Source organism: Frankia sp. BMG5.23, assembly GCF_000685765.2.
GTDB classification, from domain to species: Bacteria; Actinomycetota; Actinomycetes; order Frankiales; family Frankiaceae; genus Frankia; species Frankia casuarinae.
The window spans coordinates 1-18220 of the sequence record NZ_JDWE01000069.1 but is presented as its reverse complement, the minus strand read 5'-3'; the positions used below and the strand labels follow the sequence as shown (position 1 = coordinate 18220).

At 70.0% G+C, this 18220-nt stretch carries 21 protein-coding genes and 3 pseudogenes; 16 read left to right on the top strand and 8 right to left on the bottom strand.

The annotated features are described in order from the left end of the window. A partial coding sequence (locus BMG523DRAFT_RS19795; protein WP_043591938.1) for a transposase occupies positions 1 to 601 on the top strand: 601 nt, incomplete at its 5' end. 51 nt (positions 602 to 652) lie between these two features. Here BMG523DRAFT_RS19795 and BMG523DRAFT_RS25475 read toward each other — a convergent pair. The 5 genes from BMG523DRAFT_RS25475 to BMG523DRAFT_RS19775 form a co-directional block, all read right to left on the bottom strand. After that, complete coding sequence (locus tag BMG523DRAFT_RS25475; protein WP_023840318.1) at positions 653 to 817, bottom strand: hypothetical protein; 165 nt, start codon at positions 815 to 817, stop codon at positions 653 to 655. 87 nt (positions 818 to 904) lie between these two features. After that, positions 905 to 1483, bottom strand: coding sequence for an alpha/beta hydrolase (locus BMG523DRAFT_RS19790; protein ID WP_023840319.1), 579 nt, complete (start codon positions 1481 to 1483; stop codon positions 905 to 907). A 2-nt stretch (positions 1484 to 1485) separates the two neighbouring features. Continuing rightward, positions 1486 to 2355, bottom strand: coding sequence for a tryptophan 7-halogenase (locus tag BMG523DRAFT_RS19785; protein WP_011436752.1), 870 nt, complete (start codon positions 2353 to 2355; stop codon positions 1486 to 1488). Between the two features lie 54 nt (positions 2356 to 2409). Next, positions 2410 to 2802, bottom strand: coding sequence for an AMP-binding protein (locus tag BMG523DRAFT_RS24845; RefSeq protein WP_011436751.1), 393 nt, complete (start codon positions 2800 to 2802; stop codon positions 2410 to 2412). Positions 2803 to 2898: 96 nt separating this feature from the next. Continuing rightward, positions 2899 to 4104: an acyltransferase gene (locus BMG523DRAFT_RS19775; protein ID WP_011436750.1), complete on the bottom strand. Its 1206-nt coding sequence runs from the start codon at positions 4102 to 4104 to the stop codon at positions 2899 to 2901. 658 nt (positions 4105 to 4762) lie between these two features. Between BMG523DRAFT_RS19775 and BMG523DRAFT_RS19770 the strand changes: the two genes are divergently transcribed. Next, a complete protein-coding gene (locus BMG523DRAFT_RS19770; RefSeq protein WP_035733467.1) occupies positions 4763 to 5032 on the top strand; it encodes a hypothetical protein in 270 nt (89 codons plus the stop codon). Next, positions 5029 to 5388 (top strand): type II toxin-antitoxin system PemK/MazF family toxin, encoded by a 360-nt coding sequence (locus tag BMG523DRAFT_RS19765; RefSeq protein ID WP_035913129.1) that lies wholly within the window; start codon positions 5029 to 5031, stop codon positions 5386 to 5388. The genes BMG523DRAFT_RS19770 and BMG523DRAFT_RS19765 overlap by 4 nt, the downstream gene beginning before the upstream one ends. Positions 5389 to 5460: 72 nt before the next feature. On the opposite strand, the gene BMG523DRAFT_RS19760 is transcribed toward BMG523DRAFT_RS19765, so the two are convergent. Further along, the gene (locus BMG523DRAFT_RS19760) at positions 5461 to 5778 is read right to left on the bottom strand and encodes a hypothetical protein (protein ID WP_198031033.1); all 318 of its coding nucleotides are present in this window, start codon (positions 5776 to 5778) and stop codon (positions 5461 to 5463) included. Between the two features lie 146 nt (positions 5779 to 5924). On the opposite strand from BMG523DRAFT_RS19760, the gene BMG523DRAFT_RS19755 reads away from it, so the two are divergent. The 10 genes from BMG523DRAFT_RS19755 (at position 5925) to BMG523DRAFT_RS19710 (ending at position 13631) form a co-directional block, all read left to right on the top strand. Next, positions 5925 to 6182, top strand: a complete 258-nt coding sequence (locus BMG523DRAFT_RS19755) for a hypothetical protein (RefSeq protein ID WP_023840322.1) — start codon at positions 5925 to 5927, stop codon at positions 6180 to 6182. Next, entirely contained in the window at positions 6179 to 6559 is a 381-nt protein-coding gene (locus tag BMG523DRAFT_RS19750) for a hypothetical protein (RefSeq protein ID WP_200923130.1), read from the top strand. Before BMG523DRAFT_RS19755 ends, BMG523DRAFT_RS19750 begins: the two co-directional genes overlap by 4 nt. Before the next feature lie 648 nt (positions 6560 to 7207). Beyond that, entirely contained in the window at positions 7208 to 8650 is a 1443-nt protein-coding gene (locus tag BMG523DRAFT_RS19745; protein ID WP_160172418.1) for an alpha/beta hydrolase, read from the top strand. 421 nt (positions 8651 to 9071) lie between these two features. Beyond that, positions 9072 to 9593 (top strand): ArsI/CadI family heavy metal resistance metalloenzyme, encoded by a 522-nt coding sequence (locus BMG523DRAFT_RS19740; protein WP_023840324.1) that lies wholly within the window; start codon positions 9072 to 9074, stop codon positions 9591 to 9593. A 9-nt stretch (positions 9594 to 9602) separates the two neighbouring features. Continuing rightward, complete coding sequence (locus BMG523DRAFT_RS19735) at positions 9603 to 10388, top strand: MIP/aquaporin family protein (RefSeq protein ID WP_043591934.1); 786 nt, start codon at positions 9603 to 9605, stop codon at positions 10386 to 10388. Positions 10389 to 10423: 35 nt separating this feature from the next. Beyond that, a complete protein-coding gene (locus BMG523DRAFT_RS19730; RefSeq protein WP_035959142.1) occupies positions 10424 to 10831 on the top strand; it encodes an arsenate reductase ArsC in 408 nt (135 codons plus the stop codon). A gap of 400 nt (positions 10832 to 11231) precedes the next feature. Further along, positions 11232 to 11675, top strand: a complete 444-nt coding sequence (gene crcB / locus BMG523DRAFT_RS19725) for a fluoride efflux transporter CrcB (protein ID WP_349256629.1) — start codon at positions 11232 to 11234, stop codon at positions 11673 to 11675. Then, positions 11672 to 12019: a DUF190 domain-containing protein gene (locus BMG523DRAFT_RS19720; RefSeq protein ID WP_035733534.1), complete on the top strand. Its 348-nt coding sequence runs from the start codon at positions 11672 to 11674 to the stop codon at positions 12017 to 12019. The genes crcB and BMG523DRAFT_RS19720 overlap by 4 nt, the downstream gene beginning before the upstream one ends. Next, on the top strand, positions 12016 to 12405 hold the full coding sequence (locus BMG523DRAFT_RS19715; RefSeq protein WP_011436736.1) for a CrcB family protein: 390 nt from the start codon (positions 12016 to 12018) through the stop codon (positions 12403 to 12405). The genes BMG523DRAFT_RS19720 and BMG523DRAFT_RS19715 overlap by 4 nt, the downstream gene beginning before the upstream one ends. Beyond that, entirely contained in the window at positions 12402 to 13631 is a 1230-nt protein-coding gene (locus tag BMG523DRAFT_RS19710) for an MFS transporter (RefSeq protein WP_011436735.1), read from the top strand. Before BMG523DRAFT_RS19715 ends, BMG523DRAFT_RS19710 begins: the two co-directional genes overlap by 4 nt. A 205-nt stretch (positions 13632 to 13836) precedes the next feature. Here the strand turns inward: BMG523DRAFT_RS19710 and BMG523DRAFT_RS19705 are convergent, their stop codons facing one another. Next, on the bottom strand, positions 13837 to 14280 hold the full coding sequence (locus tag BMG523DRAFT_RS19705) for a hypothetical protein (RefSeq protein WP_011436734.1): 444 nt from the start codon (positions 14278 to 14280) through the stop codon (positions 13837 to 13839). 554 nt (positions 14281 to 14834) lie between these two features. Between BMG523DRAFT_RS19705 and BMG523DRAFT_RS27510 the strand changes: the two are divergent. Then, positions 14835 to 15279, top strand: a pseudogene (locus BMG523DRAFT_RS27510) (protein-tyrosine phosphatase family protein). 564 nt (positions 15280 to 15843) lie between these two features. Here the strand turns inward: BMG523DRAFT_RS27510 and ltrA are convergent. Further along, a complete protein-coding gene (gene ltrA / locus BMG523DRAFT_RS19695) occupies positions 15844 to 16926 on the bottom strand; it encodes a group II intron reverse transcriptase/maturase (RefSeq protein WP_235187188.1) in 1083 nt (360 codons plus the stop codon). Positions 16927 to 17480: 554 nt separating this feature from the next. On the opposite strand from ltrA, the pseudogene BMG523DRAFT_RS23610 reads away from it, so the two are divergent. After that, a pseudogene (locus BMG523DRAFT_RS23610) lies at positions 17481 to 17993 on the top strand (transposase); the annotation flags it as partial. A 62-nt stretch (positions 17994 to 18055) separates the two neighbouring features. Continuing rightward, positions 18056 to 18220: pseudogene (locus tag BMG523DRAFT_RS26720) on the top strand (IS5/IS1182 family transposase); the annotation flags it as partial.

Sequence of the window (18220 nt, the reverse complement as noted above, 5' to 3'; positions counted from 1 at the left end):
GCGGGCGAGGCTGTCGAACCCGGTCCAGCTGGAGTACTGGGAGAAGGCCTGGCTCGACCGGTTCCGCGCGCTCTACACAGCCCACCGGGAACTGGCCACGGCGTGGGCGCGAGCGCGCGACACCCCCGGCCCCGACGCCGACACCCGGCTGGCCGAGGCCTACACCGCCTGGGACGGCGCGATCGAGGCGATCGACACCGCCCGCCGCGAGCAGCAGGCCTCCCCAGGGCTACAGCCCGCAGCGAAGGACGCCCTCGCCACCCTCGAACGCGAGTGGGACGGGGTCGTCGCGCACCGCGACTACCCCATGGTAGATCTTGACAACAACGCCGCGGAGCGCGCCCCGCGCCGCCCGGTCGTGACCCGCAAGAACGCCTACGGCTCCCGCACCGACGACGCCGCGGCCCTCGCCGCCGCCGTCTGGACCGTCCTGGGCACCGCCGAGAAGCACGGACTGAACACGCTGACCTACCTGACCGCCTACCTCGACGCCTGCGGCCGAGCCGGCGGCAAACCCCCACAGGGAACCGACCTCGACCGGTTCCTGCCCTGGCTGGCCAGCCCCGACGACCTCGCCACGTGGAAACAGCCACCCGGCTGACCACCACCCGGCGCGGCGTGACCCACAGTCACGCCGCCCACAACCATGCCCTCACACGACTTCCGAATACTTACTCACAGGCCGTGGCGCCAGCAGGCCCACCACCGTCGACACCCCCACCCCGCCCGCAGCCCCCACCACCGCCGCCAGATCACCGTTGCTCCAGCGCTGGAACCCCGTGCCGGTGTCGCGCTGCCCCGCGTCCAGAACCTTCACGCCCGCCTTCTCTCCCCCCGGCCCCCGGGGCCCGGTTTCACAGCGGCCGATGCCGTTACGGCCGATGCCGTTACAGCCGGCGTGCGGTCAGCCCGCGAAGTGGTCACGGAAGACGGACCAGCCCGCCGGCCAGTCCGCCAGCCCGGAGTCCGCGTTGAGGTGGCCCCGCGAGCCGACGTTGACCAGTCGGGCGCCGAGCCTCCCGGCGGCCGCCACGGAATGCGCCAGCGAGCCGTACGGGTCGTTCTCGCTGGCGACAATGACGGTCGGGAAGGGCAACGGGTCGTGTCGCGGCGGGCCGAACCCGACCGCGCCGGTCGGGAACCGCGGCCCGCCCACGTCCGGCACCGCCACCAGGAAGGCCCCGGTGATGGCGTCGTCGGCATGCTCGCACGCCCATTCGGTGACCAGCGTGCAGCCGAGGCTGTGCGCGATCAGGATCTTCGGCCCGTCGATCGCCGTGAGCACGTCGTCGAGGTCCTTCACCCAGGCGTCGCGCACCGGGTTGTCCCAGGACTCGTGGTCCACCCAGACCCCGTTGCCGGCCCGCTTGTACCACATGTACTGCCAGTGCTCCGGCCCCGAGTTCCCGATGCCGGCGATGAAGACATACGTCACCGCCGGCTCGCCGCCGCCCGCTGGCTCCATGCCGTCCGCTGGCTCCATGCTCACACCTCGTAGTCGGTGCCCACGCCGTCGAAGCGCAGGCGGTCCTGGATGTGGACCCGGTTGTCGTTCTTGTCGAAACCGGTCAGCAGACCCGTCTCCATCAGCCGGATGACGATCTGGCTGCTCACATCCTGCCTTCCGGCGTCACCAAGCTGCCGGATCAGGGCCCGGTAACCGACCCGGTCCTTGAGGAGTTCCTCGAAGACGAGCCGGTGTTCTTCCTCCAACGGATATTTGATCATGTCCTGGCCCAGCTCGTTCCCGATCACCAGCTTGCGTTCCAGCCGGAAACTCAGCGGCTCGACCTTGTAGTACGGCCGCAGCAGGACCTCGTCGCCGTTCCAGCGCAGCCAGGTGATGCGGTTCAGCTGCTTGGTCAGGTGGGTGATCCAGCGGACCCGCGCGCCGTTGAGTTCGTCGTCGCTGAACTCGTCGCTGAGATCCATGCGCTTGTGCCGACCGATGGAGATCATCGTGGCGGCACGGTCCCGGAAGCCCGCGACCGACCGGGCTGTGTCGGTGTCGTCGTCGCCCGCGGCCAGCCGTTCGAACCATCGTTTGCGGTTCAGCCGGTCGTCGTCCGACTCGCTGATCCGGCGGCGCAGCCAGAACTCCGACTCCGGCTCGGTGAACGAGGCGAACGTGTAGAACGACGCCAGGAACTCGTGGTACTGCTCGTAGGTTTCCCGGTAGCTGCGCCCGTACCACTGGTGGACGGCGTCCAGTTCGTCCTCGTGCGCGATGATCCGATCGATCGCGGCGGCCGCCGAGACGGCGGACTGGGTGGCCAGGTGGACGCCCTGGGAGAACAACGGGTCGGTGAAGCAGGCGGCGTCCCCGCAGAGGAAGAACCGGTCCCCGGAGAACACCTCGGAGTCGTAGGACCAGCCGATCCCGATCTACACCACGCAGGGGGACTCACCCTAGCCGCCGATGAGGATCAGGTTCAGGAAGGTCGGGCTGGTGGGCAGCAACCGGATCCGGTATCGCTCGATCAGCGCGCAGATCTCCTCCGGCGTCCGCTGCCGCGGCACGATCGCGGTGTTGCCCGCGCGCAGCGCGCCGAGTAGCGAGTTGATGCCGCCGATGTGGTCGAACAGCAGGAACATGAGGATGTTGGCGGGCCGACCGCCGGTGCGCGCCCGTTTCCCGAGCTTGTCTTCCATGATCGCGTCTAGGTTGTGCAAGATCGCCTTCGGGGTGCCGGTGCTGCCGCTGCTGAGCAGCACCAGCCCGGCGGCACCAGCCGCGGCGAGTCGCTCGTGGGCACCGCCGGCCGGTGCCGCCGCCTGGACCGCCGGCACCGGATCGATCACGACCGTGGATCCTTCGGCCGCTGCGTCGACCCGGACGATCTGCTACTTAGAAGATCCATCTGTGGGGTAGGGCGTTGCGTCGGCCTTTGCGGGGGGTCAACGGCTCCGCGGGACGAACAGGTGCGCCGCACCCGCGTCCGTCGAACGTCTTGGCGACGGCGGTTGCCAGGATTTCAGCGCAAGGGCGGGTGCTTCGATGGCATACCAGCTTGCGAGGGCGGCGAGGGAGGTGACGGCGAGGGAGGCCGCGATGTGCACGACGACGGCACCCGTACCGATACCCGCATCGACCCCGGCTTCGAGCAGGAGCAGTTGCAGCGGCCAGGCGTAGACGTAGATGCCGTAGGACAGATCGCGGCGCGCCCCCACCCGCGACAGCCCCCGTCCGGTTCCGGCGTACAGCAGCAGGTAGGCCAGCGGGGCCAGGGCGAGGGGCCGGTAGGCGTGGGGGATGAGCAGGCCCGCGGCGAGCAGGGCGGCGGCGGCGATGAGTAGGGCCCGGCTGCGCGGGATGCGGTCGGCGTAGAGGAACATCGCCGCCCCGATGAGGAAGACGGCCGTGTACTTCAGGATGTGGGAGTCGGTGAGCCGGTTGGCGCCGAGGAGCGCCCCGCCGACGGCGAGCAGCCACCCGCCGACGGCGAGGGTGAGGACGAGCCCGCGGCGGCGGCGCAGGATCCCCACCGTGCCGAAAACGCCGACCATCAGGTAGCACAGCGCTTCGAAGAACAGGGTGTGCAGGGGGCCGTCCACGGCCTGCCCGGCGCGTAGGTCGCCGATGTTGAACTGGTTCATCTTCAGCGCCGCGTTGACGAGCAGGTAGCGGACCGCCGAGTCATGGCCGGTCCAGGGGTAGCCGGCGGTGGTGCCCCGGTTCAGGCGCCACAGCAGTGGACCGATCGCGACGGCGGTCAGCGCGAGGCAGACCCAGAAGGCGGGCACGACCCGCAGGAACCGGTGCCAGAGGAAACGGGCGGTGGATGGTGCCCGCAGGTGGCTACGGATGATCAGGAAGCCGCTGAGGAGGAAGAAGCCGTCCACGGCGAACGTGCCGAGGTCGGGGGCACCGGGCAGACGTGTCAACGGATCCGGTTCTCCCCGGACGAACAGCCATGAGTGGGACACGAGCACCGCGCCGGCCAGGATGAGACGCAGCGCGTTGAGGTTGTTGCGGTGAGGATCGAAGGCCGCGGCCAGCGTGCCGGCCCTGGGTGTGGGTACGGGTATCGGCTCCGCTGTGGGGCTTCGCTGGTGGGGGACCCGGCGGGGAGACCTGGCGAACGGTGGGTGCTGATCGGTCATGCGGTGTGGTCCCTTTCCTCCGGACGTTCCTTTCCCACCGAACATCCGTTTTCCGTGGACATCCGGCGCCGGTGACGCTGCTCGATCGCCGGCCTCGTGGGCGATCACGCACCGACACCATTCAACCCTAACGTAAGGGTAGTGTTTACTGTGTGTGTCATGAGGTATACGAAAGCAACATCCGGTGACGTGTTCCGATCGGACCACCGTTTCCCTGTGCCGCGTGGTCCTGCCGGCGGCCCCGTCCCTCCCCGGGTCAGGAGCTCGATACGTCGTTCTGTCCGAAGCCGGTCCGATGGTCAGGGCACGTGAGTGGTCAGGGCACGTGGCTGGTCACAGCAGGTGCACGTCACCCGGAATGCCGGCCGGGTGCGCATCGGCCGGTCGGGCGCGGGCGACGCTTGACGACGTCAACGTTCGTCCGAGCGTATGTCTGGCGCGGGGAACGGCGATCCGAACCGTGCCCGATCAGGCTGGTGCGGCCGGGGACCTGCGGCCGGGCATCGAGCCCCGTAGGCACCATCGCGCCGAGCACGGGCGACATGGGCGACCCACAGCACGAAGCGGCCAGCGTCCTTGACCATGACCGAGTCGGTCTACGGCCGCAGCTCGACCCATGGCCATAGCTTGGTCCATAGCACGTGCCACACTGGAGTGTATGGCTACGACATCTATGCAGCTGGACAGCGGGCTACGCGACGAACTGGCGGAGATCGCCGAGCGGGACTTCCATGGCGTGCCGCTGGGCGAGGCGGTCCGGCGCCTGGTCAAGGAACACAAGATCAGCCGCATCATGCGGCGGTACGAGGAGCTGCGCGCCGACCCCGAGGAGTGGGCCAGCTACCGGGCCGAGGCGCGGCTGACCGACGACGCGGCCGGCGACGGCCTGCCGGATGCACGTGAGGAGTATCCGGAGTACCACCGGTGAGCCGGGCGCTGAGCCTCGCGTCCTGGCAGGTGTGGCTGGTGGACTTCGGTCAGCCGATCGGGCACGAGCAGGGCGGCCCGCGCCCGGCCGTGGTGGTCGGCTCGGCGACGCACTGCCGGTTCCCGATCGACATGGCCCTCGTGGTGCCCCTGACCGCGCGGGACCGGGGCCTGGACCATCACGTGCGCATCGACTCGCCCGAGTCCGGCCTGGACCGGCCGAGCTGGGCACGCACCGAGGAGATCACGGCGGTATCCACCCAACGGTTCACCCGGTCCACACCGCTGGGCACCGCGTCGGCCACCGAAATCGCCAAGCTGGGCGAGTGGCTACGCGAGATGGTCGCCTTCTGCTGACCCGCCGCCGCGGGCACGGCTGGCGAGCCGCGCAGGTTCGCCACGTCAACCCCCGTCCCATTCAGCCCGACATCAGCGTTGCCGCCGCAGCGTCCAGAACAGCCAGTTCCCGGTGGCCGCGCACGTGGCCACGTCCCAGCCCTGGCCGCCGAGGTCGGACAGTACCGTGACCAGCTCGTCGTAGCTGCCGGGGAACATCCGCTCCTTACCCCGGGGCATGTTGACCCGGATGGACCCCTGGTCCCACAACCATTCCACCGTGGCGAACTCGTAGGTGAAGATCGTTTCCCCCGCTCCGGTCGGTTGCAGCAGAGGATAACGGCCTTGAGGGTAGCGGCTTTCCGGGCCCGAGCAGCAGACCGACCAGGCCCGCTGCCTCACTGTCGTCACCAACGCGATCATCACAGCGAAAATGCTGGCCGGGCCGGCAGTTCTGCGCCCCTGATCTGGCTGGCCGCCGCTACCAGGTAGCCGGGGTTCGATACGGGTACGCGAACGTACCCGTATCCTGTGGGGTGGGTGAAAGGAGGCTGTCCATGGCGGATGCGAATGTGCGGATTCCGGCGGAGGCGCGGGATCGGCTGGCTGAGGTGGCGGCGGCGGAGGGGCTGTCGTTGCGGGCGTATCTGGCCCGGTTGGCGAGCACGCTGCTGACGCCAGCGGAGCGGGCTGAGCGCGCCGAGCGGGCGCGGGCGGTGCTGCGGGAGTGGAGTGGTTACGACCCGACGGAGGAGGAGGCCGCGCAGGCCGACGCCGAGCTGGACCGGCGGCTGGCACGGGCGTTGGGACGGTGAGCGACGCGCTGCATGTGGTGCTGGACGAGACCGCGATGGTCTCGGCCGGCTACGGCAACGTGCTGGCCTCCCGGCTGATCCAACGCGCTCACACCGGGCCGGGGCACTTTCTGTACGCGCCGGCGTGTGCGCTGGTGGAGGCGGACCGGGCCCGGCCGGGGACCGCCGAGCACATCGCCGCGCTGCCCGCGGTGACGATCGTGGAGCTGGACCTGGCGGCCGCGCTCGCGGTGGCCCGTGATACCGGGTGGGCGCCGGCGCACGTGCGGTACGTGGCCGAGCCCGCCCCGGAGCGTCCCGAGGGCGCGGTGATCGCGACGGCGGCGCCGGACCGGTGGGCGGGTCAGCCGGTGCGCCTGTTGGATCTCCGCCCGTGAGCTGGTCCGGCCCGGATGGGGCGAGCACGACGGATGTCGCCTCGGCCGGGTCCGTGAGGGCCGCGGGAGTGGCAGTCGGTCACGATCTAGCGCCGATCGTCACGGCGCCAGGCCAGGGTGAGCTGGTGAGGAACCACGATGTGTCAGTCCCCGGTCGCACCCGACGGCATGCCGTGCGACGGTAACGAGGGGACGGGGCAGCACACCGGCCCGGCGGCTCCACCGCGGCCAACACCCGTCTTGGCGCCCGCGGGCGGGTCGTGGCCGCCGCCGTCACGGCGAGAAGACGAAAAGGGGAGCCGGGAGGGTTCGGCAGACGCTCGCTCACCTACCTCGGGTACGGGCTGCGCGACATTTCCGGCGGTAAAGCTCGCTGACGCCACCCGGCCGGGTGAGGGCGAGTTCCTGGAACGAGGCCTATATGCATGCTCATGCTGGCAGGTGGGCGCAAGCGCCACGCACTCGACCGAACCGGAGAGCGGAGGCCAGATGCGCCCGTCCCGATCAGCCCGTATACCACGCCCATTCCTTGCTGCCGTGCTTGCGGTAAGCCTGCCGCTGCTGACCGGTATATCAGGGTCGGGCTTGTCTGGGTCCGCCGCCGCGGCCACCCGGACAAAGCTAACCTGGAAACCGTGTGAGAACGGGTTGGAGTGCGCGACTCTGCCCGTTCCGTTGGACCACGCCAGGCCTGCCGCAGGCACGATCAACCTGGCGTTGATCCGTGCTCCGGCTCGCCAGCCACACCGGCGGATCGGCTCGCTGGTGATGCTGGCCGGTGGGCCGGGCCAGTCGGGAGTCGGGTTCATCCGCGACTGGCTGGGCTTCTTCGGCGCGTCGTTGCGCGACCGTTTCGACATCGTCGGGTTCGACCAGCGGGGTGTCGGTGGGAGCGCGCCGGTCCGTTGCAGCAGCGGGCAGGATAATGATCCGCCGGCCGCCACCTCCCCGTTCGCGATCGACTCCCGCGCTTCCCGCGCTGGGAGTGAGGATGACGACGTGTACCAGGAGCTGGTTGACGACAGGCGTCAGTGGGCGCAGGGCTGTGTACGGTTCAGCGGTGCTGAACTGCCGTACCTGTCGACCGAGGCCGCGGCCCGGGATCTCGATCTGCTGCGAGCCGCGCTCGGCGAGGACAAGATCACCTCTTACGGGGGATCCTACGGCACCGTGCTGGGCGCCACCTACGCCAGCATGTTCCCGACCCGGATCCGGGCGCTGGTGCTGGACGGCGTAGAAGATCCGAACGTGTGGATGAACCAACCGCAGGAGGACCTACGCCGAATGGCGCAGGGCTTCGAGACCGCGCTGGGCGCATTCCTCGCCGACTGCAAGGCCCGGCCCAACTGTGGCTTCGGCCACGGCGACCCGGCCGGCGCCTTCGACCGCCTGGTCGAACGGCTCATCGAGAAGCCGATCCCGGCCGGCGGTAAGGACACCGGCGCCGCCCGCACGCTCAACTGGGTGACCGCCATGATCGGGGTCCGGTCCGCGCTGTACTCCCATGCCATGTGGCCGCGGCTCGCGGAAGCATTGGCACTGGCCGACGACAACAACGACGGTTCCAAGCTGCTCTCCTTCGCAGCGCAGGACCCGATCGGGGCCATCCTCCCCTTGCCGTACAGCACCTCCACCAGCGCCGATGTCGCGCATACGGCCATCGCCGCGCATACGGCCATCACCTGCGCCGACAAGGTCTTCCCGACCGTGGGCGCCTACCAGCGACTTGCTGACGAACTCAACCGCGAGAGTCCCCATTTCGGCTTGCTTTCTGGTCTCGGTGCCCTTGCCTGTGTGGTCTGGCCGGTTAAGGCTGCCTCCCGCTACACCGGACCGTTCCACGCCACCGGCGCTGCGCCGATTCTCCTCGTCGGCAGCACCGGCGACCCGGCAACGCCCTACTCCGGGGCTGTGTCCCTCGCCCGTCAACTCGCCAACAGCGTGCTGTTGACATGGCGCTCCTACACGCACACCGCCTACTTCCAGGACAGTGGCTGCGTCCGCCAGGCTGTCGAGCGTTACCTGGTCGACCTGATACTCCCGAAGCGCGGTACGATCTGCCCTGACGTCCCGACAGCGGCGGGCTCTTGAGTCTCGGTCTTCTCTCGGTCTGCGCGATTCAGCGTCTTCGTGATTCAGCGTCTTCGTGATTCAGCGTCTTCGTGATTCAGGGCCTTTGCGATTCATGGCCTTTGCGATTCAGGCTCACCGTGAGGATTATCCGGAAAGGCGACGACTTCGCCGGTGCGCGGGCCGGCGTAACGGTCGCCGGCCCCGGTCGGCGCACAGCGGGGCGCGGGCGAGTGGAGCGCGGCACGCGAAGATCCTCCCGGCGAGACCGGGCGGGCCGGCCGCCGCGGGGGTGATGACCGGGTCGACGACCGGGAGGCCCGCCGGTGGGGAGGCGGTCGCCGTGCCGCCGACATGCCCCAGCCATTGACAGACGTCTATGTTTGCGGTCATCCTCGGCCCGCAAGAACATAGATGGGTGTCGATGTAAGGGGTGGGCTGGATGGCCAGGGTGCAGTTGGCGTTGAACGTCTCGGACGTGGACGCGGCGGTGGAGTTCTACACGACGCTGTTCGGGGTCGGGCCGGCGAAGCGGCGGGCGGGATATGCGAACTTCGCCGTCGACGTGCCGCCGTTGAAGCTGGTGCTGATCGAGAACCCGGACGCCCGCGGCGCGGGGGTGGCGGGGGCGTTGAACCATCTCGGGGTGGAGATCGAGACCTCGCAGGAGGTCTCGGCCGCCGCCAGCCGGCTGCGGGAGGCGGGGCTGGTGACGGCGGTGGAGGAGAACACCGCCTGCTGCTACGCGCTGCAGGACAAGGTGTGGGTGGATGATCCGGACGGTGCGCCGTGGGAGATCTACACGGTGCTCGCCGATATCGCCGAGGGCGCGGGCCCGCAGCTGCGCACCGTGGAACCGGGGGCCGGGGGTGCTCCCGGGTCGGCGTGTGGCTGTGGGCCGGTGTGCGCTCCCACGGTGCCGGCGGTGACGATCGAGCCGGCCACCGCCGGCACCGGTCACTGAGAGCGAACGGTGACAGACAACGGGGAGGGCCGGCCGCCGCTGGTGCGGCGGTTGGCCGCCGAAGCGCTGGGCGCCATGCTGCTCGCCGCGTTGGTTGTCGGGTCGGGGATCGCCGCGGCGCAGCTCAGCCCGGACCAGACAGGCCTGCAGCTGGTCGAGAACGCCGCGGCGACCGCCGCCGGCCTCTACGCGATCATTCTGATGGTTGGGCCGGTGTCCGGGGCGCATGTCAACCCGGTGGTCACGGTGGTTGACGCCGCGTTTGGGGGGCTGTCGTGGCGGGACGCCGTCGCCTACCTGCCCGCCCAGATCCTCGGCTGCGTCGCCGGGGCGGTGCTGGCGAACCTGATATTCGACCGGTCGGCGGTGTCGATCTCCACGCATCACCGGGCGTCCGGGGCGCATCTGCTCGCCGAGGTCGTCGCGACCGCCGGCCTCATCCTGCTGATCTTCGCGCTGGTGCGGTCCGGGCGGGGTGAGCGGGCACCGGCCGCGGTCGGCGCCTACATCGGCGCGGCCTACTGGTTCACCAGTTCCACCAGCTTCGCGAATCCGGCGATCAGCATCGGGCGGATGTTCTCCGACACCTTCGCCGGGATCGCCCCCGCCTCGGTGCCCGCGTTCATCGCCGCCCAGGCGGTGGGCGGCGCGGTCGGCTACGGGCTGGTGCGGCTGCTCTACCCGCCGACTCCCGCCGGCCCGGCGCAGGCCGCCGGGGTGCTGCTCACCCACCCGGACAGCGCCGTGGCACCCAACAGCGCCGCCCCTTCACGTCTTCCTGGAGGTGTCTCGTGATCGACCTGGGCAACCCGACCGGAAAGGACACCGTCGTGTCTGCGAAGCCCTCGGTGCTGTTCGTCTGCGTCCACAACGCCGGCCGTTCCCAGATGGCCGCCGGCTGGCTGACCCGTCTCGCCGCCGGGAAGATCGAGGTCCGCTCTGCCGGCTCCATACCCGCCGACCGGATCAACCCCGTCGCCGCCGCCGCGATGGCCGAGGTCGGCATCGACATCACCGCCGAAACCCCGAAAATCCTCACCGTTGACGCCGTCGAGGCCTCTGACGTCGTCATCACCATGGGCTGCGGCGACACCTGCCCCGTCTTCCCCGGCATCCGCTACGAGGACTGGGCACTCGACGACCCCGCCGGCCAGGATCTCGACGCCGTCCGACCCATCCGCGACGACATCCGCGCCCGCGTCGAAAAACTCATCGGGGAACTCCTGTCTGCCGCCTGAGCACGCCAGGCCGGGCAGGCCGGCACCCGCCCGGCCTGGCGGCTGCCGGCATCCTGGTGGGGGCTGACGACGTCCGGCGGTAGCGGTGAACCGGTGGCGGTGAACCGGTGGCGGTGAACCGGTGGCGGTGAACCGGTGGCGGTGAACCGGTGGCGGTGAACCGGTGGCAGTGAAGCCGGTATGGTGTGACGGCGGCGGCTTTCGGTCACCGCGCGGCGGTGGGGCCCGCCGGACCCGAACCGCGGCAGCGCGCCGCCAACGGTCCCTACCTGTGACAAGTCATGCCTGGCTGGCCCGGGTGTCGCGCAGGTAGGGGGCGGGCGTGGACGACACCGAGCAGACGGTCGGTGCACCGACCGACCCTGATGGCACCGACCCTGATGGTGATGGGCCTGTCCCGGTGCGGCGCCGGCAGCTTCGTCACGCGCCGGTCGCGGTCCTGCTGCTGGCGGTGATATCGGCCGGTGGGGCGGTGGGGGCATGTGCCCGGTACGGGGCGTCGCTGGTGTGGCCGACGATGCCGGGCACGTTCCCGTGGACCACCTGGGCGGTGAACACGGCCGGTTGCGCGGCGATCGGTGTGCTGATGGTGCTGATCACCGACGTGCGGACGGTGCATCCGCTGGTCCGCCCGTTCCTGGGCACCGGGGTGCTGGGCGGGTTCACCACCTTCTCCACGTATGCGCTCGACGCGCAGCGGCTGGTGGACGGCGGGCGGACCGGGCTGGCACTGGCGTACCTGGTGCTGAGCGTCCTCGCCGCGCTGGGCGCGGTGTGGGCGGCGGCGGCTGCGATGCGATGGTTCGTGGCGAGGACGCGACGGGTCGCGGGAAGGCGGGCGTGATGAGGTTGAGCGGCCGGGCGTTGCGGCTGACGGTGTTCGTCGGGGAGAGCGACGTGTGGCATCACCGGCCGCTGGCCAGCGAGATCGTGCACCGGGCGCACCGCGCCGGGCTGGCCGGGGCGAGCGTGTTCCGGGGCGTGGAGGGGTTCGGCGCATCCTCGATCGTGCACACCGCCCGGCTGCTGTCGCTGAGCGAGGACCTGCCGGTGGCGGTGGTCATCGTCGATGACGAGCAACGGGTACGGGCCTTCCTCCCGCAACTCGATGAACTCGTCACCGAGGGGCTGGTCATCCTCGACGAGGTCGAAGTGATCCGCTACGTCGGCCGGGAGGCGAGTCGGTGAACTGGCTGCTGGTGATCGCCGGGGCCGCGGCCGGTGCGCCGCTGCGCTATCTGACCGACCGGGCGGTGCAGACCCGACACGACACGGTCTTTCCCTGGGGTACGTTCACCGTCAACGTCACGGCCAGTCTGCTCCTCGGCCTGGTCGCCGGCGCCGCGGGCGCGGGCGCGCCGCCGGCGTGGGTGGCGTCGGAGCAGGTGGTGTCGCTGGTGGGGACCGGGCTGTGCGGGGCGTTGAGCACCTACTCGACGTTCTCCTACGAAACGCTGCGGCTGGCCGAGGACGGCGCCCGGCTGCTGGCCGCGGCCAACGTCGCCGGCAGTGTGCTCGCCGCGTTCGGCGCCGCCGCTCTCGGCGCGGCCCTGGCGCGGGCGGTGTGGGGATGATCCGACCGGCGCACGGCACGAGCACAGCGCCCGCCGCCGCGGTCAGGCTACGGCCGTGGCGGTTTGTCCTGGTCTTCGGCGTGGTCAGCATGCTGGCGGACGTCGTCTACGAAGGCGCCCGGTCGGTCACCGGGCCGCTGTTGGCCTCCCTCGGCGCGTCGGCGGTCGTGGTCGGTGTCGTCACCGGGGTGGGCGAGGCCGCGGCGCTGCTGCCCCGGCTGGTCTGCGGGCCGCTGGCGGAGCGCACCGGCCGGTTCTGGGCGTGGACGATCGCCGGTTACACGCTGACCGTCGCCGCCGTGCCCCTGCTCGGCGTGACCGGCGTGCTGTGGGCGGCCGGCCTGTTGGTGATCGCCGAACGGGTCGGGAAGGCGGTTCGCAGCCCGGCCAAGGATGCGCTGCTCTCCCACGCGACCGCCGCCACCGGCCGGGGCCGCGGGTTCGCCGTGCACGAGGCGATGGACCAGCTCGGCGCGCTGGCCGGGCCGCTGCTCGTCGCCGCGGTGCTCGCCTCCGGCGCCGGCTACGGCCCGGCGCTCGGCGTCCTGGCCCTGCCCGGCCTGGGTGTCCTTGCTGTTCTGCTCTGGCTGCGGGCCCGCGTGCCCGACCCGGCCGGCTACGAGCCGGACGAGCCGCCGGCCGTGCCCGTCCCCCGTACCGGCCCGGCCGCCGCGCCCCGGGCCCGACTACCCCGGGCCTTCTGGACGTATGCCGGGTTCACGGCCGCGACCACCACCGGGCTGGCGACGTTCGGCGTGTTGTCCTTCCACGCGGTCACCCGTGGCCTGCTGCCGGTGGCCGCGGTGCCTGTCGTGTACGCCGCGGCCATGGGCGTCGACGCCCTCGCCGCGCTCGCGACCGGCTGGGCCTACGACCGCCACGGCCCCGGTGTGCTCGCCGTGCTGCCGCCGCTGGCCGCCGCCGTCCCGGCGCTGGCGTTCACCAACACCCCCGCGCTGGCCGTCGCCGGGACGCTGGTGTGGGGAGCGGCCATCGGCGTGCAGGAATCCACCCTGCGGGCCACCGTCGCCGACCTCGTCCCGCCCGCCCGCCGGGCCAGCGCCTACGGCGTCTTCGCCGGCGTGGTCGGCGCGACCACCGCCGGCGGCGGCGCGTTGGCCGGCGCGCTCTACGACCTGTCCATCCCCGCCCTCATCGCCGTCACCGCCGCCGTGCAGGTCGCGGCGCTGGCGCTCCTCGCGGCCAGCCGGCGCATCCGCCCCTGAGCAGGCACAACGACGCTAACGCTAATCGTCGGGCAGGAGGACGCGAGGCCCGCCCGTCCACCTCAACAGGCCTACCCACTCCACGCCCGGGCGTCCTGTCCCGGGTTCACCTGGCCGGTGTGGATCGCGCACCTGGCCGCGGGCAGCGCGTCGCAGGACGCGCGGAGCGCGGAGTTGACGGCGGCCAACGGGGAATGCCCGCTGGTCACTTCCAGGGGCCGCAGAAGGACACGCCCTTGGCGCCGGAGCGGTACAGGCAGGCGCGGACCAGAACCCGCTTGGTGTAGGCGTACTTGACGGAGAAGTACCGGTAGCTCGATGTCGCGCCCTCCGGGGGAAAAACACGGCCGTCGGCGCTCACCTGCACCGCGACCTTGCGGTTGGCGGGAGCGTGGTAATGGTAGACCCAGCCTGAGACGGTGCCATGGTAGAAGCCCGGGTAGCCCTTTTGGGCAGACCAGGTCTTGGTAACGTCGGCGTACCCGTATCCGCGCTGGGTCCACAGCCGGTAGGAGGCGCGGGAGTCGGGAGTGGCCACGCTGCGGGCGACGTGGGCGGTAGTTGCCCGGGCCGGTGCTGCGCCGGTCAGGGCCAGCCCGGCGGCAAGTGCAGCGCTCGCTGCTGTGCTGACGAGGTGCTTGCGCGTCATCGGATTCCTCTCCCGATCGATGTTCGGGTCACGTCCGCTGGTGTGGTGTTAGAAGATCGTCCCTGCGCGATCCTCCGTGTTCAGGTTATGCGGTGAGTGGTCGTGGTATCACGGCTATCTTGTGCGTGTCGTGTGAGTCCGTCGCCGGCCGGGTCGGATTTGGCGAGGATTTCCAGCCTGATGTAGCAGTGAGAGCCTGTCAGATTTTTGCGTAGGGGCTCTTCCAGCGTTCCGCTATCTACCGGCCCGTGTTCTTCGACCGGCTGGCGGTGAAGGCACCAGTCTGCCCGGTTTCGTGATCCGGATCCGCCGATTCGGGTATTCCAGCTCGGGTAGGGTCGGATGCAAGGAGCGGGCAACCTCCTTGCCTTTGCCTTTTGCAGCCGGTGCCGGTCAGCTGCGTGCCTCGTCCTGGTCGAACCGCTCTGTGTCAGGATGGTTGACGGTGGCGGGGTGGCGGGGTGGCGGGGTGGCGGGGTGGCGGGATGCGACGGACAGACGGAGGGCCAGATGTGGAGTTCTCGATCAGCCGGGCAGGTCGCAGGCGTGGCCCGGTGAGCGGCCCGCCGCTCGTGCGGGCCCTGCGGCTTCCGGACGGCTGCCGGGTACGCGGCCGCGGTCTGCGCCGCCCGCTACCGAGGGGACCGGTGCCTGACTTCGGCCTCTACCTGGGAACCAGCCGTCTTCGCCGCCGCCACGACGGGGAGCTGGACTGGCCGCGCACGTGGATCGACTGGCCCGACTTCCTCCTGTCCCCGTGACCAGGACCAGGCCGCCCGGCACATCCGGGCGCTGCACGAGCAGGCACGGGCCGGCACGGCGGTCGAAGTCGCCTGCGGGGGCGGCGTCGGCCGCACCGGCACCGTCCTTGCCTGCCTCGCCGTTCTGGCCGGACTGGACCCACCGGACGCTGTCGCCTGGACCCGGGAACACCATCACCACCGGGCCGTCGAGACCCCCTGGCAGCGCCGTTGGGTGACCCGGTTCCCGAACCGTTGACCGGGCTGCTCGCCTGGCCTGGAAGACGCTCCAGGGTGCCGCCCGCCACTCGTACGCACCGACGGGGTGTTGTCGGGGGCGTTTCGCCCGGACGGGCACACCGCTGGCCAGCGGCGGCAACGAGCGCACCGTGCGGCTGTGGAACGTCGGATAGCCACAGGATGATTTTGTCTGAGAATTTGATGGGGCTGCGGTGGGCTGTTTGCTGGGTGCCGGGCCGTGTCTGGGATGATGGTGGGGCGTTGCCCGGTCGACGTCGGCTGTCTCTGGTGCGGACGAGCCCGTGTTTGAGTATGGCGGCGGAGGCCTGGGGCACTTGTTCCTGCTGCCGTGAGCGCGTTCCTCAGTTTCCGTGTTCAGGCTTCCCCGGGTAACGCACCTTGGAGGGTGTTTCCTGGTTGGGAAGGGAGGTAGGGGTGGAGGTTGTGTTCCCGCGCTGCGCGGGGCTCGACGTTCATCGGGACACGGTGGCCGCGGCGGTGCGGATCCAGTCCGGGCAAGAAAACCGATCGCGGTGGGGACCGCCCTTACGGGCGGCCCCCGCACAGATCCCAGCGAGCGGAACTACCGCGCTGGGCTCCTGCCTTGGGTAGTGGCGTCAAAGCTGCGCAACCACTGCCCCTGATCGGGGATGGGCTGGTGACGGCGCCGCTTCGCCTCGGTGTTGATCTCCCGGAGATTCGCCGCCATACGCCGCTTGTCCGTGACACGCCTCACCCAGAAGAAGCCCTTCTTCCCCGTCGCACACAGGTGCGTGAAGCCCAGGAAGCTGAACGTCTCGGGCTTGCCCTCCCCACGGCGCGACCGGTTCACGGCGGCGAACCACCCGAACTCGATCAACCGGGTCTTGTCAGGGTGCAACTCCAAGCCGAACTTCGCGAACCTCTCACGGAGATCAGCAAGGAACCGCCGCGCGTCGTCCTCGGCCTGAAACCCGACGATCGCGTCATCGGCAAAACGTACGACTATGACATCTCCGTGCGCATTGTGATTCCGCCACCACTGCGCCCACAGGTCGAAGACGTGGTGCAGGTACACGTTAGCGAGCAACGGCGACGCCGAAGCCCCCTGCGGTGATCCGACCGTCGTCTCCGCCCACTCGCCGTTTTCTACCACTCCCGCACGCAACCACTTCTCGATGAGGCGCAGGAGCCGTTTGTCCGCGATCCGGTACTCAAGGAACCTGACGAGCCACTGATGGTTGAGGCTCGAAAAGAACTCCTTAATATCAAGATCAAGAACCCAGTTCACCCTCTTCCGCTGGATACCGACCGCGAGCGCGTCGAGCGCCATGTGCTGGCTACGCCCGGGCCGGAACCCGTACGAGAAGTTGACGAAGTCCTCCTCGAAGACCGCGTTGAGCACCTCGACGACGGCCCGCTGGACTATCTTGTCTTCCAGCGTGGCAATGCCGAGCGGCCGCCGCCGCCCGTCCGCCTTCGCGATGTACACCCTCCGCGAGGGACTCGCCCGGTAGCGCCCCGAGTGGATCCGGTCGTGCAGGCCGACCAGGTTGCGCTGGAGGTCCTGCTCGTACTCCTCCCACGTCACCCCATCCACGCCCGGCGCGGCCTTCGGGCGAACCGCCCGGAACGCCGCCTCCAGGCGAGCCAGATCAACATGGTGGAGCAGCGCGGTGAACCGCATCTTCCTGTCCCGCCGTGCGGCTTGGCGCACACGGACCAACGGGTTTGACACGCCTGACCCGGCTCTGCGTCCGGAACGTGTTTCGCTGGCCGTGTTCCCCTTGGCCACGCCCTTTCCTCCCCCGCCTCCGCAACCACTCTCGCGGCTCTGTTCGGCTGGTTCACAGGTACTATGGGCGTGTCTGACCTCCCGCACCCGTGCATCCCAGGATTACCGCCTTGGCGTTCCCTGGACGGCCCGCCGGCCATCACACCGACGGGCGGGTACGGGATCTCCCGGTTCTCGTGCCTGAGGATTCCGTGCATGCCATGGTTCTCCGACCGCGCGGGGCCCGTCCCGAACTCGCGTCTAGCGCTCGCGACGGTGTTGCCTTCCGTGCTTTCGACCACGTCGGCGCACCCGGTCTTCTCATTTCGCGGCTCAATAGCCTGGCCTACACGTGCCCCTACCAACGCTTCAGCCGCCCCCTTGCGGAAGCAGCCACATGGCTCGGGGTCGTCGTGGATCGCTACTCCTTATCCTAAGGCCGGTTTATCCCGGCGCATCCGAAAGTCGAGGTCCGCACGTTCACCACGACCGGGGGTTCGTTAGGTCTCCTCGCGGACTGGCTGGCCCAGAACAAGGTCACGGTCGTGGGAATGGAATCAACAGGGGTTTACTGGAAACCTGTCTTCCGCCTGCTGGAAGACCAGTTCGAATGCTGGCTTCTCAACGCCGCGCATGTCCGTAACGTACCAGGCCGGAAAACGGATGTGGCCGACGCCGCGTGGCTTGCGGACCTCGTCGCGCACGGCCTGGTCCGGCCGTCGTTCGTTCCCCCGAAGCCGTTCCGGGACCTGCGCGACCTCACCCGGGCGCGGCGCACGGTCGTGGAGGAGAAGACCCGCGAGGTCCAGCGGCTGGAGAAGCTGATGCAGGACGCCGGGGTGAAACTCACCAGCGTCGCCTCCCAGCCGCTGGGAGTCTCCGGCCGGGCGATCCTGGAGAAGATGATCGCCGGGGAGCGGAACCCCGAGTATCTGGCGGAGCTGGCCCGCGGCCGGCTCCGCGGGAAGATCCCGGCGCTGAAAGTGCAGCCCGCTGGTCAACCGGGCCAGCACCTGCACATAGAGCGTGTCTCGTGTGGCCGCTCCGGTGGTCATCGGCGATCGTGGACGCGGCCAGCCTGCGGGCAAAAAAGGGGGAAGCCTGACCGGTCCGAACCCGGTCGACCGCGGCAAACCGGGCTCGAAGATCCATGTCCTGACCGACGCGGGCGGGCTGCCGCTGGTCGTGGCGGTCTCCCCGGCGAACC